Source organism: Thermoanaerobacterium sp. PSU-2 (assembly GCF_002102475.1).
Taxonomy (GTDB): Bacteria; Bacillota; Thermoanaerobacteria; order Thermoanaerobacterales; family Thermoanaerobacteraceae; genus Thermoanaerobacterium.
This window is the reverse complement of record NZ_MSQD01000014.1, coordinates 45,342-63,874: the sequence shown is the minus strand read 5'-3', so window position 1 is coordinate 63,874 and position 18,533 is coordinate 45,342. Positions and strand designations below refer to the sequence as shown.

Annotated in this window: 17 protein-coding genes; 15 read left to right on the top strand and 2 right to left on the bottom strand. The window is 36.3% G+C overall.

Annotated features, from left to right (window positions below; translation table 11 throughout):
- Nucleotides 1-12 precede the first annotated feature (12 nt).
- From BVF91_RS10910 to rlmH, 5 genes are all read left to right on the top strand, one after another.
- A complete protein-coding gene (locus tag BVF91_RS10910) occupies nucleotides 13-831 on the top strand; it encodes a two-component system regulatory protein YycI (RefSeq protein ID WP_085113431.1) in 819 nt (272 codons plus the stop codon).
- A gap of 123 nt (nucleotides 832-954) precedes the next feature.
- On the top strand, nucleotides 955-2,205 hold the full coding sequence (murA, locus tag BVF91_RS10905) for a UDP-N-acetylglucosamine 1-carboxyvinyltransferase (protein WP_085113430.1): 1,251 nt from the start codon (nucleotides 955-957) through the stop codon (nucleotides 2,203-2,205).
- A gap of 80 nt (nucleotides 2,206-2,285) precedes the next feature.
- On the top strand, nucleotides 2,286-3,407 hold the full coding sequence (locus tag BVF91_RS10900) for a S1C family serine protease (RefSeq protein ID WP_085113429.1): 1,122 nt from the start codon (nucleotides 2,286-2,288) through the stop codon (nucleotides 3,405-3,407).
- A 13-nt stretch (nucleotides 3,408-3,420) separates the two neighbouring features.
- The gene (locus BVF91_RS10895; protein ID WP_013789054.1) at nucleotides 3,421-3,588 is read left to right on the top strand and encodes a CxxH/CxxC protein; all 168 of its coding nucleotides are present in this window, start codon (nucleotides 3,421-3,423) and stop codon (nucleotides 3,586-3,588) included.
- Nucleotides 3,589-3,601: 13 nt separating this feature from the next.
- Nucleotides 3,602-4,081, top strand: coding sequence for a 23S rRNA (pseudouridine(1915)-N(3))-methyltransferase RlmH (gene rlmH / locus BVF91_RS10890; protein ID WP_085113428.1), 480 nt, complete (start codon nucleotides 3,602-3,604; stop codon nucleotides 4,079-4,081).
- Between the two features lie 215 nt (nucleotides 4,082-4,296).
- On the opposite strand, the gene BVF91_RS10885 is transcribed toward rlmH, so the two are convergent.
- The gene (locus BVF91_RS10885; protein WP_085113427.1) at nucleotides 4,297-5,310 is read right to left on the bottom strand and encodes an ERCC4 domain-containing protein; all 1,014 of its coding nucleotides are present in this window, start codon (nucleotides 5,308-5,310) and stop codon (nucleotides 4,297-4,299) included.
- Between the two features lie 331 nt (nucleotides 5,311-5,641).
- On the opposite strand from BVF91_RS10885, the gene BVF91_RS10880 reads away from it, so the two are divergent.
- The 8 genes from BVF91_RS10880 (at nucleotide 5,642) to BVF91_RS10845 (ending at nucleotide 14,995) form a co-directional block, all read left to right on the top strand.
- A complete protein-coding gene (locus BVF91_RS10880; RefSeq protein ID WP_240495878.1) occupies nucleotides 5,642-6,202 on the top strand; it encodes a VanZ family protein in 561 nt (186 codons plus the stop codon).
- A gap of 253 nt (nucleotides 6,203-6,455) precedes the next feature.
- Nucleotides 6,456-7,217: a helix-turn-helix domain-containing protein gene (locus BVF91_RS10875; protein ID WP_085113425.1), complete on the top strand. Its 762-nt coding sequence runs from the start codon at nucleotides 6,456-6,458 to the stop codon at nucleotides 7,215-7,217.
- A 156-nt stretch (nucleotides 7,218-7,373) separates the two neighbouring features.
- Nucleotides 7,374-8,051 carry a hypothetical protein gene (locus BVF91_RS10870; RefSeq protein WP_085113424.1) on the top strand — a complete coding sequence of 226 codons (678 nt, stop codon included), beginning with the start codon at nucleotides 7,374-7,376 and terminating at the stop codon, nucleotides 8,049-8,051.
- 95 nt (nucleotides 8,052-8,146) lie between these two features.
- Nucleotides 8,147-8,809: a hypothetical protein gene (locus BVF91_RS10865; protein WP_240495877.1), complete on the top strand. Its 663-nt coding sequence runs from the start codon at nucleotides 8,147-8,149 to the stop codon at nucleotides 8,807-8,809.
- A 288-nt stretch (nucleotides 8,810-9,097) separates the two neighbouring features.
- Nucleotides 9,098-9,955, top strand: coding sequence for a YitT family protein (locus BVF91_RS10860; protein ID WP_085113422.1), 858 nt, complete (start codon nucleotides 9,098-9,100; stop codon nucleotides 9,953-9,955).
- Between the two features lie 184 nt (nucleotides 9,956-10,139).
- Nucleotides 10,140-14,402 (top strand): 2-hydroxyacyl-CoA dehydratase, encoded by a 4,263-nt coding sequence (locus BVF91_RS10855; RefSeq protein ID WP_085113421.1) that lies wholly within the window; start codon nucleotides 10,140-10,142, stop codon nucleotides 14,400-14,402.
- 45 nt (nucleotides 14,403-14,447) lie between these two features.
- Nucleotides 14,448-14,654: an XkdF gene (locus BVF91_RS10850; RefSeq protein ID WP_085113420.1), complete on the top strand. Its 207-nt coding sequence runs from the start codon at nucleotides 14,448-14,450 to the stop codon at nucleotides 14,652-14,654.
- Nucleotides 14,655-14,824: 170 nt separating this feature from the next.
- On the top strand, nucleotides 14,825-14,995 hold the full coding sequence (locus BVF91_RS10845) for a zinc-ribbon domain-containing protein (protein ID WP_085113419.1): 171 nt from the start codon (nucleotides 14,825-14,827) through the stop codon (nucleotides 14,993-14,995).
- Between the two features lie 39 nt (nucleotides 14,996-15,034).
- Here BVF91_RS10845 and BVF91_RS10840 read toward each other — a convergent pair whose 3' ends face one another.
- Entirely contained in the window at nucleotides 15,035-15,472 is a 438-nt protein-coding gene (locus BVF91_RS10840; RefSeq protein WP_085113418.1) for a DMT family transporter, read from the bottom strand.
- A gap of 143 nt (nucleotides 15,473-15,615) precedes the next feature.
- Between BVF91_RS10840 and mgrA the strand changes: the two genes are divergently transcribed.
- Both mgrA and hcp read left to right on the top strand, forming a co-directional pair.
- A complete protein-coding gene (gene mgrA, locus BVF91_RS10835; protein WP_085113417.1) occupies nucleotides 15,616-16,599 on the top strand; it encodes an L-glyceraldehyde 3-phosphate reductase in 984 nt (327 codons plus the stop codon).
- A gap of 147 nt (nucleotides 16,600-16,746) precedes the next feature.
- On the top strand, nucleotides 16,747-18,387 hold the full coding sequence (hcp, locus tag BVF91_RS10830; protein WP_085113416.1) for a hydroxylamine reductase: 1,641 nt from the start codon (nucleotides 16,747-16,749) through the stop codon (nucleotides 18,385-18,387).
- The last annotated feature ends 146 nt before the right edge of the window (nucleotides 18,388-18,533 follow it).

The window sequence follows — 18,533 nt, the reverse complement described above, 5'->3', positions numbered from 1 at the left end:
TGGTGTTTTAATATGGACTGGTCAAAAGCGAAAACGATCTTGATTATTATATTTGCTGTACTAAATTTGATACTTTACATGGGAAACTTAAGCATAGCGGAAACTAATAATTCTGTTCCATCTTTTTCTGATATGAGCAAGATGAAAGAGATTTTAAGAGAAAACAATATTGTCGTGAATGCTAAAATACCTGATGATTACAAGCCTATGCCTATGCTTCTGGTAAAGCTTAAAAGCTACAGCAAAGCGTACATAGATGAAAATTTTTTAAAAGGCTTAAAGTACGTATCAAATGGCGATGGTTCACTTTACACATTTAGCAATGGCTCATTAGAAGTTAAAAACGGCTTTTTATATTTTCAGGTTAAAGACGAAAAGTTTGCCAAGATGAGTAGCGATGAAGCTTTTCACTATATAATATCCTTTGTAAATGACAAGAAACTTAAAGAGGAGTATTCAACTTTAAGGCAGTACATAGATGGAGACAAATACACTGTTGAGTATACCGAAAAATACAATGGTATTAACGTGGATGTAAGTTATATGAAAGGCATCATATCAGGCAATACATTTTCCTTTAAATCGACGTGGCTTATACCTTTGAGAGAAGAAAATGACAAAAAAGAGATCATACCTCCAATAAGCGCACTTTTAAAGCTTTTAGATGTAAATGAAGGCAGTAAAAGTATCGTAGTAAAAGACATAAGGCCAGTCTACTTTTTTAGTTGGAGAAATGCCGATACTGGCGAAGCAATACCTACGTGGAGGATAACGACGGAAAACACTGTGTACTACATAAATGCGTATACAGGTAATTTTGAAGAGAGGTAAAAATTACCTCTCTTTTTGTGCAAGATGTTTTTGTAAAAATGCTTGTAAAATTGTTGAAATTGTATTAAAGTATATATGTATGATTGTGAAGTTTTTTAGATTCTGTGAAGGGAAGATTAAACAGTGGATAAGTTTGTTATAAATGGAGGAATACCTCTTAAAGGAACAGTTGAGATTAGTGGGGCGAAAAATTCTGCTGTTGCCATACTTCCTGCTGCTCTTTTAGCAGATACTCCCAGTTGTATTGACAATTTGCCAGAGATAAACGACATAGAATTGCTTAGCAAAATGATTCAATATCTTGGTGGAAAAACCACCAAGAAAGAGCATGAGATCTTGATAGATCCTGAAGGCATCAATTCATTTTGTCCGCCGCATGAGTTGGCAAGCCAGATGAGGGCTTCATACTATCTTATAGGTGCCCTTTTAAGCAGGTTTAAAGAGGCTGCTATAGCCATGCCTGGTGGATGCAACATAGGTGTGAGACCAATCGACCAGCACATAAAGGGATTTGAAGCGTTAGGCGCAAAAACGACTATAGAACATGGAATAATAAGGGTAAAAGCAGATAAGTTAGTGGGGAATCATATATATTTTGACGTTGTAAGCGTAGGTGCTACTATAAACTTGATGTTGGCTGCCTGTAAAGCTGAAGGCACTACAATACTTGAAAATTGTGCAAAGGAACCTCATGTCGTGGATGTAGCAAACTTCCTAAATGCAATGGGTGCCAATATAAAAGGCGCTGGTACAGACACCATAAAAATCATTGGAGTAGACAAGCTTCATGGCTGCAGGCATACAGTAATACCTGATCAGATAGAAGCTGGGACGTACATGGTGGCTGCGGCGGCAACACATGGGGATGTCATCGTAAAAGGCATAATACCGAAACACTTAGAGTCCATAATCGCGAAGATGTCTGAAATGGGTGTGAAAATCGAGGAGTATGATGAAGAACTGAGAGTTACCACAGATGGCAGGTTGAAAAGAGTAGACATTAAGACACAGCCATATCCAGGTTTTCCTACAGATATGCAACAACTGATGGCAGTATTATTGGCTCTTGCGGATGGGGTCAGCGTTATAACCGAAAATGTGTATGAAGGCAGGTTTAAATACTTAGATGAACTTAAGAAGATGGGAGTCAATGCAAAGGTGGAAGGTCGCATAGCTGTCATAGAAGGAACTCAAAAGCTTACTGGTGCGCCGCTTACAGCTACTGACTTAAGGGCTGGCGCAGCTATGGTGATAGCTGGACTTGCGGCCAGCGGCACTACAGAGGTTAAGAATATCTACCATATCGACAGAGGATATGAGTCGATGGAGAAAAAACTGCAAAAATTAGGCGCAGACATAAAAAGGGTAAAATAAGTCCTCATTAGGACTTATTTTTGTACATAAATATAGAATAAATCACCTCATAATACACATGATAATTGTGAGGTGATATGATGCAAAGCGGCGATGATAGAAATGTAAAAAGACCGTCGTATCTCACGACAGTTGTAATAATAGCTGTGATTACTTCACTTGTTTTTACATACATTGCTCCAAAATTCTTGTGGGGGAAGGTGATACCTTTACCATACACAAATACTGCTCCACTTAAAAAAGAAGTTATAATACCTAAAGCAGAGCCTTCTACGATAGCAGAAGCTGTGGCGAAAAAAGACACGCAGGCCGTCGTTGGAATATCGTCTATTGAATATGAAAGGCAGTATTACATATTAGAAAAGCAGGTAGAAGGTGTAGGATCTGGATTTATTGTGGACAAAAACGGGTACATTATTACGAATAACCATGTGGCAAGTCCTGAGTCAAAGAAACTTACCATCTATTTAAGCGATGGAAGTACGCTTCCTGGTAAAGTTTTGTGGTCTGACTCTACATTGGATCTTTCGGTTGTCAAGGTAAACGCCAAAAATCTTCCGACCATACCTTTGGGAGATTCAGATAAAGTTCAAGTTGGTCAGACGGTGATAGCCATAGGCAATCCTTTAGGGCTTCGCTTTGAAAGGACAGTGACATCTGGCATAATAAGCGCTTTAAACAGAAGCTTGCCAATAGAGGAAAATAACAAACAAAAAATCATGGAAGATTTGATACAGACGGATGCGTCGATAAATCCTGGCAATAGCGGTGGCCCTTTAGTGGATGCTCAAGGAAATGCAATAGGCATCAATACGGCGAAGGTTACGACAGCGGAAGGATTGGGCTTTGCCATACCAATCAATATTGTAAAGCCTATCATTAAAAAAGTGATTGCAACAGGTACATTTAAAGCACCTTATTTAGGAATAGTAGGGTACGATAAAGAGATAGCCAGCTATATAAATGCCGATGTGGTTATAGCGGAAGGGATATACGTTGCTGACATAGATCCTTCAGGTCCGGCAGAAAAGGCTGGTATCAAAAAAGGATATATACTTTTAGAGGTCGATGGAAAACCTGTTGATACAATGGTGCAGCTTAAAACTGTAATATATTCGAGAAATATAGGTGACAAAGTAAGTGTGAAATACAGAACATTGACGGGGAATATCGGGATGACTACAATAACGTTAGGAAAATGAGGAGAATATTGTTATGTACGTTGTTTGTGAAAAACATTTGGAGGATGCCATTGAAGAGTTTGTAGATGTATATGAGCAACCGCCAGATATATACATGCTTGACGATGTATCATTTACCGATTGGTTGGCACCTCATAAGTGCGATTTTTGCGATGACATTCCTAAGTACCTTGTCGTATAATGGAGGGAGAATTTTGAATATAGACGTAATTGCAGTTGGAAAGATAAAAGAGAAATTTATAGAAGATGGAATACGGGAATACGTCAAAAGATTGAAGCCATACTGCAATATAAATATAATTGAAGTAAACGATGAAAGAGCTCCTGAAAGCTTAAGTGATAAAGAAAAAATAAGTGTTATGCAAAGAGAAAGTGTTAAAATTGTTGATAAGATTAGAAAAGGAAGCTTCATAATATCTCTTTGCATAGAAGGTAGACAAATGGATTCGGTGGAATTTGCCCGCTATATAGAAGATGTTATGACAGCGGGCAATTCTAATATAACGTTTGTGATAGGAGGGTCATTAGGTTTACACGACGATATAAAATCTATGTCAGACTTGAAACTGTCATTTTCAAAGATGACATTTCCACATCAGCTTATGAGACTTATATTGGTAGAACAAATCTACAGAGCATTCAAGATAATGAAGGGTGAGACGTACCATAAGTGATCGATTTTATCGGTTTTTTAAAAAAGATAATCAGGTATTTAAAGATTTAGAGTTGTTAAGGTGAAAATGGGCTTTTGGAATAACGGCTTTGATGATGAGGCATGGAACAATGTAAGTTTGGAAGGGTTAAACCTGAAGTTCTAAACAAGCATAAATTTAACCATTAATTTCCTTTTAAGTCTATTTTTAAAGGTGTAGGGGAAGTCTGCGCTTTTTTAGCTACTTAATAATAAGTTTTCATATCTAATTGTAGAGTCTTTTGTATTAACAAATCTATTTCTTAAATCGTTTATTGTAAAATCTCCATCGATGTTTTCAAGAATTTCTTTTCTAATGGCGTAGTAAATTCCGCCTGTAAAGTCATTCTTCGTTTGATAATCTGATATTTCTTCTGCGACTCTATCAGGTATAGATTCGCTTTCGTGTGATACAATGGCTTGGAAAAACCGTAATGTCCATTCATTGGCCAATTTTCTATTGCCAGCAAATATAATTTGAAATTTTGGATGAAATGCAAAAATCTCAGCTATCACCTTTGACATATACGATGGCGTATAGACGCCTAATTTGTCTGGATTTAAGTAATCAGAGTAGTTAGCTTCAATGACAAGTGCCGAATGCTTATATTTTTCCAATTCACCCAGCTTCTGATGCAAAATTGGCAAATTGGCGATGTCGGCTCTAAAATTTTCAAAACTTTTCCTTTCTACGACGGCTTTTATTTCATTATTATAGAATAATGCATAATCACCTGCTGGCAATTGTATTCTCTCAACAATGCAATTGTTAAATTTCCAAGGATACTTTTCATTTGTATCAATTAATATGTGAAGATTATTGTTTCCTTTTGCAGTCAACTTGACACGAGGCTTGTGCTCCTTTAAGCCCTGCTGTGTTCTCCAAAATATTTGTTCATATTCCCCTTCTTTATTCTTGTATTTCTTTTTCAGAAAGAGAAATTCACATCTTTTGTTTACACCGCGGTCTAAAACTACAGACAGCCGCTTGCCATACCGATCAATAGAAATGATGGGAACTTTCTCTACGACTTCATAATCATCAGATGAACCTTCGCTTGTATCTTTAAGACAAAATATCTGACTTCCTGCACCAGGCCATTTATTCTGTACAAACAATGATAAAATCACTGTATCGTCTTTTTTGATTCTAAGCCTGTATGGAAATTTATCACTTTTTGTTGATTCAAGTATCCATAAAAGATTGCTCATAATGACCCTTTCCTAAATATGATTTTATTACACATCTATTTTATTATAAGAAGGAGGTCATTACAACTTTTTTCATGCGACAAGTACCATCTTAGTACTTTCGTATTAAAAAAATTATTACTTTTGGTCAATTGACATATTTATGAGGTGGATATATTATAAAGTTAAGGGAATTACCGGTAAGTTCTCGGACGTAAGAATTGGATTGATGAGCTTTAAAAAATGTAAAAATACTATGTACAATAGTCGGTTATGGAACTATGCATCAGGATTGACAAGTAATACATGAAAGATTATTTAAGTTATATTCGGGAGATGAATTATTTTGGGAATGAATTTTCCGATAGGGTTAAAAGTTATTTTGTTTATTTTCTTCATTCCTCTTATTATAAAACAATTTAAGTTGACAAAAAATATTGTTATGGTTACATTTATAGCAGGGTTTATTATTTATACAATTGAATTAATAAGTGTAGTGTTTTTCCCGATTACATTTTATCCACCTAAGCCTAATTATGCTCCAAATGTAAATATTGTTCCTATGAAAGATATAATTATTCTTATGAGATCACAACCAATTAATATAGTTATAAAAAATGTGGTTGGGAATATTATACTTTTTATTCCGTTTGGCTTTTTTGTGCCGATAATATATAGAAATATGAACAGATTTAATTATACGTTATTGTTGGGTTTGTGTTTTTCAGTATTTATAGAAATTGCTCAATTTATAATTGATTATTTAACAAAGTATCCCAATCATACATGCGATGTTAATGATGTAATATTGAATATTATTGGATTAATATTAGGTTTTATAATTCAAAGAGGAATTAGGAAAGTATCTTTTATGGCAAACTATATTAATAATGTTGCAAATAAAATTGAATAACCAGGTATGGTTTGCAATTAATCTTATTTCTAAAGGGCAGATATTAATCTGTCCCTTGTTTATTATTGATAAGAAAAATTAAAAAATTTATTAAAAACATTAAGAATTTATTAAGAAATGTTAAGTTTTGATTACATTAAAAGGAATTCAAAAGTTTTTGTAGAAATATGATTATAGAAAAAATACAAAAATAAATTTGGTACATTTTAAACGTTGTTAATATTTTAACTTTATTGTAATAAGGGAGATCGAGATGAAGTATGAAGTCATAAAATATGATACTCATAAACATTTTTTTGATGAAGCATGGAGAAGGTGTACAAAAAGAGGACTTAATCAAGATGCAAAACCATTTATGTTTGTATCAGATCTTTACATTTCCGATGAGAAGAAGTTGCTAATTAAAGCCTTTAGAAAAAGCGTTTATGAAATATCTAAACTTAATGGCCAATTTAAAAATTATACATGTCTATTGACAGACGAAAACGGCGTCGTAATAGACTTGATCGGGGCTAATAAAGGCAGATTTTCTTACTTAAGTATAGGTATTCCGTTGAAAGAAGAATTTGCAGGAATAAATGCAGTATCGATTGTTTTAAATGAAAGAGAAACTGCATTTGTAAAAAAGAATGAACATTATCTTAAGTGCTTTAGGGAGATAGACTGCATAGCTGTACCTGTCTTTGACAATAGTTGTGAATTAATAGGATCAGTAGACATATCATCTGAATACGGACTATCTGATGAATGTGCGTTTGTGGTGTTTTTGATGGGAAAATATACAGAATACAATTTCACATCGCTTAAAAAAGAGATGATAAAAGGAAAATTGGAAGAAGTAGAGCTAAAAATTTTGAAACTAACAGCGGAAGGAAAGACAGATGAAGAGATTGCAAAAATGATTAATAGATCAATAAGCAATGTAAAATACCATAAGAATAAGATTTTTGAAATATTAAACGTGAAAAATGTAAAGGACTGTATATACAAAGCGGCGAAGATGGATTTGATATAATTTCAAATGCAGCTTATTCCACTTTAGTACTTTCGTACTAAAAAAATTAGTACTTTTGGTCAATTGAAATATTAATGAAATAAACATATAATAAAGCCAAAGATTTACTGATAATGTTTGCATAGTAGTTTAAAACCGAAAGGAGGTGGAATTAAAATGAACAGAAAATCAATACGAATATCAATATGTTTAATCTTGATACTCATCTTAAGTTTAAGCTTAAGTGGAACTTCATTTGCTTTACGAGGAGGAAATGTGGATACAGGTAGTAAACAAATTTCCGCCCCAATTGTAGAAAATCTTAAACCGTTGTCTGAGACGACAAAAATGACATATTTGAGGCAAGCTCCTTCAAATGTGGATATAATCAGTAACCAAATAACTGTTTCAAATGAAGAAACTGCGAAACCAGCTTCTGAAACCATTAAAATGACATTACAAAAGGCAGCTTCTTTAAATGAAGCTAATCCAATGTCCCTTAGTCGGGCGACTAAAGGAACAAATCTTCCTTATGATGGTTCTTTCAGTGGAGTTAACACGGAGATTTTTTCAAACTACTATTTTTTCACAAATGGTTCCACGCAGCTATATGTAGACTGGGATGTAAGAGCCGATTATCCTGCTAATGTGTTATGGCACATTAATGTTTATCAAGCCGGTACGAATAAGTTTGTAATGAGCTCGGATCAATTTTCAACAAATTCTAATACTGGCTGGTGGGCAACAAGATTTTACAATTTGGACCCCGCATACAATTACTATATTTCTTTTGTAAATGATGGACCACAGATTGGCTCTCCCATATCAGGCGATTTTACGGTTAGACTAAAGTAAAAACAATTTGAAGATAAACATATAAAGGTCTTCCACTTTATGTAGAGGGTCTTTATATTGGCAATATATATTTGGTGGTGGTATGATTGAGAAAAATGATATATGTTTTGTCATTTATTGCTGTGGTTTTGTTTGTCATCATAGCTTTTGATTTATCAAATGTCAATACACAGAAAGATACTGAAAGTACAAACGTTGATAATATGCCAGCAAAGACAATCAAATTGAAATATGGCCATATAGATGTGTTACAGGACAGTATCAATATCTCTGAGCCAAAGCTGGATTCCGGTGGATTTTCAAGGATTGAAGTTTGTGACAAAAACAGCGGAAAATTCATTGAAGCTTACGGTGTAAAAGAAGAGCCTTTAAATGTATCGGGTTTTACCAATAAAGCATCAAAAGTGACAATTTACAAAGAGCGCAAAGATTATTCTGCCGTAGTGAGACTTTACGTAGTTTTGACGGTTTATTCCGATAGCTTAAGACAGATAAAAAGCATTGATAAGACGTATTGGGAGAAAGCTGATGATGGCGATTGGCAGTTGAAAAATCCACATGCGGCTGCGATTTCTACAACAGGTGTCTTTCCTTCAAAGGAAATCGAGGCAAGCGGTACTGCAACGATAGAAATGAAAGCCAATATATTTACGGTAGGGCTTTTAAATAAGTCTGGGTTTAATGTTTTTCAATCAGGTGAAAATGGATATTATATAAGAAAGACAGTAGAGTTGGGCTTTAGATACAGCCTGGATTAATGTGTAAACTTAATGTACAATTTTGGTATGCGGTAAAAATAGGGGAAAGTAAAGTGTCTTCTGTTCACATGAGGCGCCCACTATAATGTTGGGTTTCAATTAGATTAGCATTTATAGTATAATAATATGGGTTTTTTATGTAAAGCACTTTGTGTGAGAAAAGTTATTTATTAAAATGTGCTTATTTCATGCAATGAAGTTAATACACAAGATATGCCAAGTAAATGTTCTTAAGTGATTATCATATAAATTAAACAGTGATAAATTTTAATTTTAAGGAGGGATTATATGACGAAAAATCATCCAATTGTGCGAGAAATGATTAGATACATTTTCCTCTTTTTAGGATCGATTTTAGCAGCAGTAGGATTAGAAATATTTCTCATACCCAACAACATTATTGATGGTGGAATCACGGGAATATCAATAATCTCAAGCTATTTGACCAAATTGCCGCTTAGCTTATTCATAATCGTTTATAATCTTCCATTTCTATTTATAGGGTACAATCAGATAGGTCGGACATTTGTCTTGTCATCTTTGTTTTCCTTATTATCTCTGTCGTTATGGGTTTCAATTTTACACCCTATACCCGGTATCACAAATGATGTTTTGCTTGCGTCGGTTTTCGGCGGAGTAATCTTGGGGATTGGCGTAGGAATGATTATTCGATACGGCGGATCCCTTGATGGGACTGAAATGGTTGCAATCATAATAAATAAGCGTACGGCATTTTCAGTGGGAGAAATGGTGATGTTTTTTAACGTATTCATTCTAAGCAGTGCAGGATTAGTTTTTGGATGGGACAGAGCAATGTATTCTCTGATCGCTTATTTTATTGCGTTTAAGGTGATAGATATAACAATAGAAGGACTGGACGAAGCTAAGGCGGTCATTATCATTTCAGAATATGGTGAGGAGATTGCAGATGCCATAACTGCACGGTTAGGCAGGGGCGTCACATTTATTGAGGGAAAAGGAGGATTTTCGAAGAACCAGAAGACTATCATTTACTCTGTCGTCACTCGTCTAGAAGTGGCGAAGCTCAAATCCATCATATATGATAAAGATGAAAATGCCTTTGTCACTATCAATGATGTTTCTGATGTGATGGGAGGCAAGCATAGGAAAAGATCAATTCATTAAAAATTATTTGTTAAATAATTAGCCCATCATTTATTTTGGGCTTTAGATACAGCCTGGATTAATGTGTAAATAGGAATTTTGTTTTTAAACTAAATAGTGCTAACATAATTTTTAGGAAGTATTCAAAAGTAAATCTATCTATTATATAATAATTACAATACATATATTTGAAGGAGAAATTGAAGTGAATAGAAATTTGCACTATTTAGGAATAGACGTAGGTTCCACTACGGCCAAAATAGTCATCTTAAATGAAAATGATGAGATCATCTATAGTAGATATGAACGGCACTTATCTAATATAAAAGATACTATTGTAAACTTGATAGATGATGCGTATTCCAAGTTTGGCGACCTTGTCGTATCTACCGCGGTAACAGGTTCTGGCGGTATGGCAGTAGCTGAATGGCTTAATATGCCGTTTGTGCAGGAAGTGATTGCAGGTACCAAGACGGTGGAAAAGTTTTTCCCGGATGTAGATGTGGTCATAGAATTAGGCGGCGAGGATGCCAAGATTACATACTTTGACGGTACTATCGAACAGCGGATGAATAGCAGTTGCGCAGGCGGCACAGGAGCATTTATAGACCAGATGGCATCGCTTTTAAAGACTGATGCACAAGGCTTAAATGAGCTTGCTAAGAATCATAAGGTAATATATCCAATAGCTGCAAGGTGTGGCGTTTTTGCAAAGACAGACATTCAGCCTCTTTTAAATGAAGGAACCGCAAGGGAAGACATAGCGGCATCAATTTTTCAAGCGGTTGTAAACCAGACCATAAGTGGTCTTGCCTGTGGCAGGCCTATAAAAGGCAATGTGGCATTTTTAGGTGGGCCTTTATATTTTCTTCCGGAATTAAGAAAGAGATTTATAGAAACATTGAACTTGAAAGATGAAGAGGTCATCGTTCCTGAAAATTCTCAATTGGCAGTTGCCATAGGTGCGGCATTATCTGCAAAAAATGATGAGATCATTGCATTAAGAGATTTATACAATAGAGTACATACGATTCCATACAAAGTGAAAAATGATGTGGAGAGATTAAGACCGCTGTTTGTAGACGAAAATGAGTACAATGAATTTAAAGATAGGCACAAAGGCATTGATATTTTGGAAAAAGACATAAAGGATGCTAAAGGTGGCCTATTTTTAGGAATAGACGCAGGTTCTACTACAACAAAGCTTGTACTGATAGATGAGGATGGTGCAATTGTCTATTCTTATTACGGCAGTAATGAAGGAAATCCACTAAATTCTGTAATAAGGGTTCTTTTGGATATATACGAGAAGATGCCTGATGGTGCATATATAGCCAATTCCACTGTTACAGGATATGGTGAGAATCTTATAAAAGCAGCTTTAATGGTAGATATAGGTGAGATTGAGACAATTGCACATTACAAGGCATCAGAGCATTTTTTGCCTGGTGTCGACTTCATACTTGACATAGGCGGACAAGATATGAAGTGCATAAGGATAAGAGATGGCATAATCGACAGTATAATGCTAAATGAAGCATGTTCATCGGGTTGTGGTTCATTTTTAGAGACATTTGCATCGTCTTTAAATATGTCAATTGATGAGTTTACTGAAGCTGCTCTAAAAGCTCAAAACCCAGTCGATTTAGGTTCTCGTTGCACTGTCTTTATGAATTCAAGGGTAAAGCAGGCACAGAAGGAAGGGGCATCGTTAGGTGATATTTCTGCAGGTCTTTCGTATTCTGTCATAAAAAATGCCTTATACAAGGTCATAAAGATAAGAGATCCGAAAGAGCTGGGAGAAAAGATAATCGTTCAAGGTGGCACATTCCTCAATGATGCTATACTGAGAAGCTTCGAGCTTATTACAGGTAGAAATGCCGTAAGGCCTCAGATAGCAGGGCTAATGGGTGCATACGGTGCAGCACTTATCGCAAAGGAAAGGTACAGTGGCGGTATAAGTACAATATTTACGAAAGACAAGCTCGAAAGCTTTACCGCGGAAGTGTCAAGCGGCAGGTGCAATAAATGCACAAACAGATGCCTTTTAACTATAAATAAATTCAATGACGGCAGAGTATTTGTATCTGGAAACCGCTGTGAAAGAGGAGCAGGAAAAGAGATAACTAACAATGACATACCAAATCTTTACGACTACAAGTACAAAAAAATATTTGGATACAAGCCATTAAGTGAAGACGAGGCGTATAGAGGTACCATTGGCATACCGAGAGTTTTGAACATGTACGAAAACTATCCACTGTGGTTTACATTTTTTACAAGGCTTGGATTCAGGGTTATATTGTCTGACAGGTCGTCAAAAAGGCTTTATGAATCAGGCATGGATACTATACCGTCAGATTCCGCATGCTATCCGGCGAAAATCGTCCATGGACACATAGTCAACTTAATAAATAAAGGCATAAAGACGATATTTTATCCATGCATACCTGTTGAGCAGAATGTATTTGAAGATGCAGACAATCATTACAATTGCCCAATTGTGTCGTCATACGCTGAAGTAATTAGAAATAACATGGATGTGCTTAAGGAAAAAGACATTTTATTCATGAATCCATTTTTGGCATTGGATGATAAGGAAAAGCTTGCCAAAAGGCTTTATGAAGAATTGAGAGTTTTTGGCGTATCAAAAGGTGAAGTGGAAAATGCCTTAAAAGAAGCATTTGATGAAGATAAAAGGGTAAAAGAAGACATAATGAGAAAAGGCGAAGAAGTCTTAAAATATCTGCGAGATACGGGAAAAAGAGGAATAGTTCTTGCAGGCAGGCCCTACCACTTAGATCCAGAGATAAACCACGGTATACCGGAAATAATTACGTCATTAGGTGTGGCAGTATTGACGGAGGATTCTGTAGCGCATTTAGGCAAACTTGAGAGAAAGCTTAGGGTAGTTGACCAGTGGATGTACCACACAAGGCTTTATGCGGCGGCAAGCTTTGTGGCTGACAGCGACAACTTAGAGCTTGTGCAGCTTACTTCATTTGGCTGCGGTATTGACGCTGTCACATCCGACCAAGTGCAGGAGATCTTAAGCTCCAGGGAAAAAATATTTACGCTTATAAAGATAGATGAAGGTACAAATGTAGGCTCTATAAAGATACGCATAAGGTCATTGATAGCCGCTATCAATGAAAGAAAAGATGAGAAAAGAAGCAAGACTTCATATACGATGAAGAGAATACTGTTTACGGACGAAATGAGGAAGAAGCACACTATACTGGCACCGCAGATGTCGCCAATACATTTCCAATTTTTACAGGAAGCCTTCAATGTATCAGGGTACAACTTGGAGGTTCTTCCATCTATAGATAAGCCGGCTGTTGAAGAAGGGCTTAAATATGTCAATAACGATGCATGTTTTCCTTCTATAATAGTCGTAGGGCAGCTTATTGAAGCATTGAAATCTGGTAAGTATGATTTAAACAATACGTCTGTCATAATCACACAGACAGGCGGTGGTTGCAGAGCTACCAACTACATAGGTTTCTTAAGAAAGGCTTTGAAAGATGCAGGATTTGAAAATATACCTGTCATATCTCTGAATTTTGTTGGCATGGAGAAGAATCCAGGATTTAAAATAACGCCAGGACTTCTGAATAAAGCATTTATCGGCCTCGTATATGGTGATCTCCTACAAAATGTGCTGCTTAGGGTGAGACCATATGAGAAGATACCTGGTTCTGCTAATAAGCTTTATGAAAAATGGGTGGCAAAGTGCATAGAGTCCGTAAAAAGTGGAGATTTAAAATTATTTAAGAGAAATGTCCATCAGATTGTTCAGGATTTTGAAAATCTTGAGATCAATAATGTAATTAAGCCTAAAGTTGGCATTGTCGGCGAGATACTTGTGAAGTATCATCCTACTGCAAATAACAGCATCGTGGATGTGCTTGAAAAAGAAGGGGCAGAAGTGATACTGCCGAATCTGATAGACTTTTTGATGTTTATATTGGATCATGCAAATGAAAAGTATAAGTATTTGTCAGGCAGCAAGATAAGGCAGGTTTTGCAGAATATAGGCATTGCAGGACTTGAGTTCTATCGAAAAGAGATGAGAAAGGCTTTAGAGAAAAGCAAAAGATTTATCTCTCCGAAAACCCTAAATGAGCTAAAGGAGTTGGCGTCACCTATAGTATCTCTTGGTAACATAACTGGCGAAGGCTGGTATCTTACTGCAGAAATGGTGGAGTTATTAAAAGAAGGCATATCAAATATTGTTTGCATACAGCCTTTCGCATGCCTTCCAAATCACATAACGGGGAAAGGTGTCATTAAAGCATTAAGAGAGCTTTACAAAGAAGCTAACATTGTGGCAGTTGATTATGACCCCGGTGCCAGCGAAGTAAACCAGCTAAATAGAATAAAGCTTATGCTGTCTGTTGCTTTCAAGAAATTAGAGAAGAACAGTGAGGCATTTGAGCAGATTGCTGCCACTGAAAAAATATAGTTTTTTAAAATCTGGGCATCATAAGTAGTACGGGAGGGTTTTACGATGGATAAGATTTCTTATGCAGTGAAACTTATTAAAGATGGCTATAAACCGTACTATTTTAAGCCCAGCAAAAACATACCTGCAACGTTTGATTCAAAATTGACATTAATATCTGAAGATGGGGATAAAAAAACTATAGTTTTTAATGGAATGGAAGTAAGCGCCGCTGATAAGGCGTTTATGGATTATTTAACCAGCGAGGAATAAGAAAAATTTGGCTTTCATAAAAGTTTTCATAAATAAAAGTGTTGCATATTGTGATGAAACGTGGTATACTTTAATTCGTAGTTAAAAAAGAGATTTAACAACATTTCCCCTTTTTAGGATGGAATTTGGTTTGTTTAAATCTTATAAATCTTAAAAAGGAGGAAAGTGTTGTGGCTGATAAGACATTAGTATGCAAAGACTGCGGCAAGGAATTCGTCTTTACAGAAGGCGAGCAAGCTTTCTATAAAGAAAAAGGCTTTGAGAATGAGCCTCAGAGATGCCCTGAATGCAGAAAAGCAAGAAAGCAGCAGTACAATAACAACAGAGGCTATAGAAGATAACCTGAGAAAAAACCTTATAGAAAAATCTATAAGGTTTTTTTATGCTTTTATTAACCTTACACCTATTATGAGAAGAACAACACCTATTACTTTGAACCAATTGATGGGAGTTTTTTCCACACCAAATAATCCAAAATTATCGATAAGCACAGCAGCAATCATTTGAGCTGAGACTATAATAGATGCAAAAGTAGCTGCACCAAGCTTTGGAATCAGAATGATTGATCCTAAAACGATTATAGATCCTAATACGCCGCCAAATAGAAGATATGTTGGTGCTTTAAATAAACTTGCAAATTGTTTTATACTGCCGTCTGATATGCTGATGAGGACTAATATTATAAGTCCAACTAAATTATTTAAGACTGCAGAGTTTTTTGGTAAAGCTATCTTGCCAAGAGCTGAATTCATCGGCGACTGCAGTCCTAAAGCAAGTCCAACAATAATGGCGCCTATATAAAGCATTATAGAATTCATTTGATGTTCCCCTTTCAAATAGTTTACTTATTTAATATACCATATTTTTAAATTGACAAAAATTAAATTAACTTTTAAATATTTTGTTTTTAATAATAATTATTATATAATTAAAATAGAAACCGATTTAGGAGGGAGAAAAAATGAGCTACATACCAAACGAAAATAGATACGAAAAAATGATATATAGAAGGTGCGGGAGAAGTGGCATAATGCTTCCTGCGATTTCACTTGGACTATGGCACAACTTTGGCGGATATGATGTATTTGAAAACATGAGAGAGATGGTCAAAAAGGCGTTTGACCTTGGCATAACCCATTTTGACTTGGCAAATAATTACGGGCCGCCTCCAGGATCTGCCGAGGAGAACTTCGGCAAGATTTTAAGGACGGACTTAAGAGGCTACAGAGATGAATTGTTGATTTCTACAAAAGCTGGTTACACAATGTGGCCTGGCCCTTATGGCGATTGGGGCTCGAGGAAATACTTGCTATCAAGTTTGGACCAAAGTTTAAAGAGGATGGGCATAGATTACGTTGATATATTTTATTCCCACAGGAGAGATCCAAATACACCTTTGGAAGAAACCATGTCAGCGTTGGCACAAGCTGTAAGGCAAGGGAAGGCTTTGTATGTGGGTATTTCAAACTATAATGCTGAAGATACCAAGAAAGCCGCTGAGATCTTAAGACAGCTTGGGACACCGCTTTTAATAAACCAGCCAAGCTATTCCATGTTCAACAGATGGATAGAAGATGGACTTACAGATGTCCTTGAGGAAGAAGGCGTCGGAAGCATAGCGTTTAGTCCATTGGCACAGGGACTACTTACTGATAAATACTTAAATGGAGTTCCGGACGATTCGAGAGCTGCCAGAAAGAACACTTCACTGAGAGGCAATCTCACAGAGGAGAATATAAATAAGGTAAGAGAACTGAAAAAAATCGCAGATAGAAGAGGCCAAAGCATTGCACAGATGGCTTTGGCGTGGGACTTAAGAAAAGTTACATCTGTTATAATTGGCGCCAGCCGGGTAAGCCAGATAGAGGAGAATGTAAAGGCGCTTGACAACCTGGAATTCAGCCATGAAGAATTGAAAGAAATAGATGAGATACTGTCTAAATAAAAATATGAGGGTTTTTACCCTCATATTTTTGCTTTTGTGATATTTGTCACAGAAAAAACCGATTTGCAAATGTATAATAATAAACGTACGAAATACTGTATACAATTCGCACATTGGCGAATTGAAATAAATGAAGGAGGAAATGATATGGGAATGTTTTGTTACCAATGTCAAGAAGCTTCAAAAGGCGTTGGCTGCACATTAAGAGGTGTGTGTGGCAAAACTGACGACACAGCAAGACTTCAGGATTTGCTCATATACACATTAAAGGGAATAGCAATAGTAAACCAAGAGGCCAGAAAACATGGTTTAAACAGTGAAAGCACGGATTCATTCATCATCGACGGATTGTTTTCAACGATAACAAATGTCAATTTTGACAAGAATTATTTTGTAGGAAAGATTAAAGAAGGCTTGAATTTAAGAGAGTCCATAAAAAGCCAATTAAGCGCAAATGGAGTACAGTTAAGCGGATTGCATGATGCGGCTACATGGACGAAAGATGAAAGCGAATTTGATGAGAAGGCTTTATCAGTAGGTGTACTTGCTACTGAAAATGAAGACATAAGATCATTAAGGGAGCTTATAACTTACGGTATAAAGGGTATGGCTGCTTACGCATTCCATGCTGCAAACCTTGGCTTTAAAGATCCTAATATATCAGAGTTTATTGAGAAAGCGTTAGTTGCAACATTGGATGACAGCTTAGGTGCAAATGATTATGTATCACTTGCATTAGAGGCTGGTAAATACGGCGTCGATGTTATGGCGCTTTTAGACAAAGCAAATACGTCCACATACGGCAATCCTGAGATCACAAAGGTAAATATCGGCGTCAGAAACAATCCTGGCATATTGATAAGCGGACACGACTTAAAAGACTTGGAAGAACTGTTGGAGCAGACAGAGGGAACAGGCGTTGATGTATATACACACGGTGAAATGCTTCCTGCCCACTACTATCCAGCATTTAAGAAGTATTCACACTTTGCAGGCAACTACGGCAATGCATGGTGGCAACAGGATAAGGAATTTGAAAGCTTTAATGGCCCTATACTAATGACAACAAACTGCTTGACGCCGCCAAAGGATTCATACAAAGATAGACTTTACACGACAGGCGTCGTTGGATTTGAAGGTGTGAAGCACATTGATGCTGGCCCAGACGGCAAGAAAGATTTTACAGAGATAATAGAGCACGCAAAGAGATGCAAACCGCCAGTAGAGATTGAGAGTGGAGAGATAGTAGGAGGATTTGCTCACAACCAAGTATTGGCTTTGGCTAATCAAGTAGTTGATGCAGTAAAGACTGGAGCTATAAAGAGGTTCTTTGTAATGGCAGGCTGCGACGGCAGGATGAAGTCAAGAGAATACTATACAGAATTTGCAAAAGAACTTCCAAAAGATACAGTTATATTGACAGCAGGATGTGCAAAGTACAGATACAATAAATTAAATCTTGGCGATATAAACGGCATACCGAGAGTGCTTGATGCAGGACAGTGCAATGACTCGTATTCATTGGCAGTGATTGCGCTTAAGCTTAAAGAAGTATTTGGACTTGAAGATATAAATGAGCTTCCAATATCATTCAACATTGCATGGTATGAGCAAAAAGCTGTAATAGTATTACTTGCGCTTCTGTACTTGGGGGTAAAGAATATTCACTTAGGACCGACACTTCCAGCATTCTTATCGCCTAATGTCGCAAAAGTTTTAGTTGAAAACTTCGGCATCGGCGGCATAACAAACGTGGAAGACGACATAAAGATGTTTATGGGGAATTAAATATATAGAAAAGACGGCTCGTAGATAGGGCCGTCTTTTTTTTAAATATGATGCCTTTTATTTCTTTCGACTTGTGATATTATATAAATATACAACCATTTGTAAGTAAGGGGGAGTCCTATTTATGTATTTAATCTCAAATATAA

Coding starts and splice junctions, on each gene's coding strand:
- BVF91_RS10875 (WP_085113425.1), top strand. CDS start 6,456: ATGAAGTATGAAGTCATAAAATATGATACTCATAAACATTTTTTTGAT.
- BVF91_RS10880 (WP_240495878.1), top strand. CDS start 5,642: ATGAATTTTCCGATAGGGTTAAAAGTTATTTTGTTTATTTTCTTCATT.
- BVF91_RS10900 (WP_085113429.1), top strand. CDS start 2,286: ATGCAAAGCGGCGATGATAGAAATGTAAAAAGACCGTCGTATCTCACG.
- BVF91_RS10870 (WP_085113424.1), top strand. CDS start 7,374: ATGAACAGAAAATCAATACGAATATCAATATGTTTAATCTTGATACTC.
- BVF91_RS10860 (WP_085113422.1), top strand. CDS start 9,098: ATGACGAAAAATCATCCAATTGTGCGAGAAATGATTAGATACATTTTC.
- BVF91_RS10850 (WP_085113420.1), top strand. CDS start 14,448: ATGGATAAGATTTCTTATGCAGTGAAACTTATTAAAGATGGCTATAAA.
- mgrA (WP_085113417.1), top strand. CDS start 15,616: ATGAGCTACATACCAAACGAAAATAGATACGAAAAAATGATATATAGA.
- BVF91_RS10895 (WP_013789054.1), top strand. CDS start 3,421: ATGTACGTTGTTTGTGAAAAACATTTGGAGGATGCCATTGAAGAGTTT.
- BVF91_RS10840 (WP_085113418.1), bottom strand. CDS start 15,472: ATGAATTCTATAATGCTTTATATAGGCGCCATTATTGTTGGACTTGCT.
- hcp (WP_085113416.1), top strand. CDS start 16,747: ATGGGAATGTTTTGTTACCAATGTCAAGAAGCTTCAAAAGGCGTTGGC.
- BVF91_RS10885 (WP_085113427.1), bottom strand. CDS start 5,310: ATGAGCAATCTTTTATGGATACTTGAATCAACAAAAAGTGATAAATTT.
- BVF91_RS10865 (WP_240495877.1), top strand. CDS start 8,147: ATGATATATGTTTTGTCATTTATTGCTGTGGTTTTGTTTGTCATCATA.
- BVF91_RS10910 (WP_085113431.1), top strand. CDS start 13: ATGGACTGGTCAAAAGCGAAAACGATCTTGATTATTATATTTGCTGTA.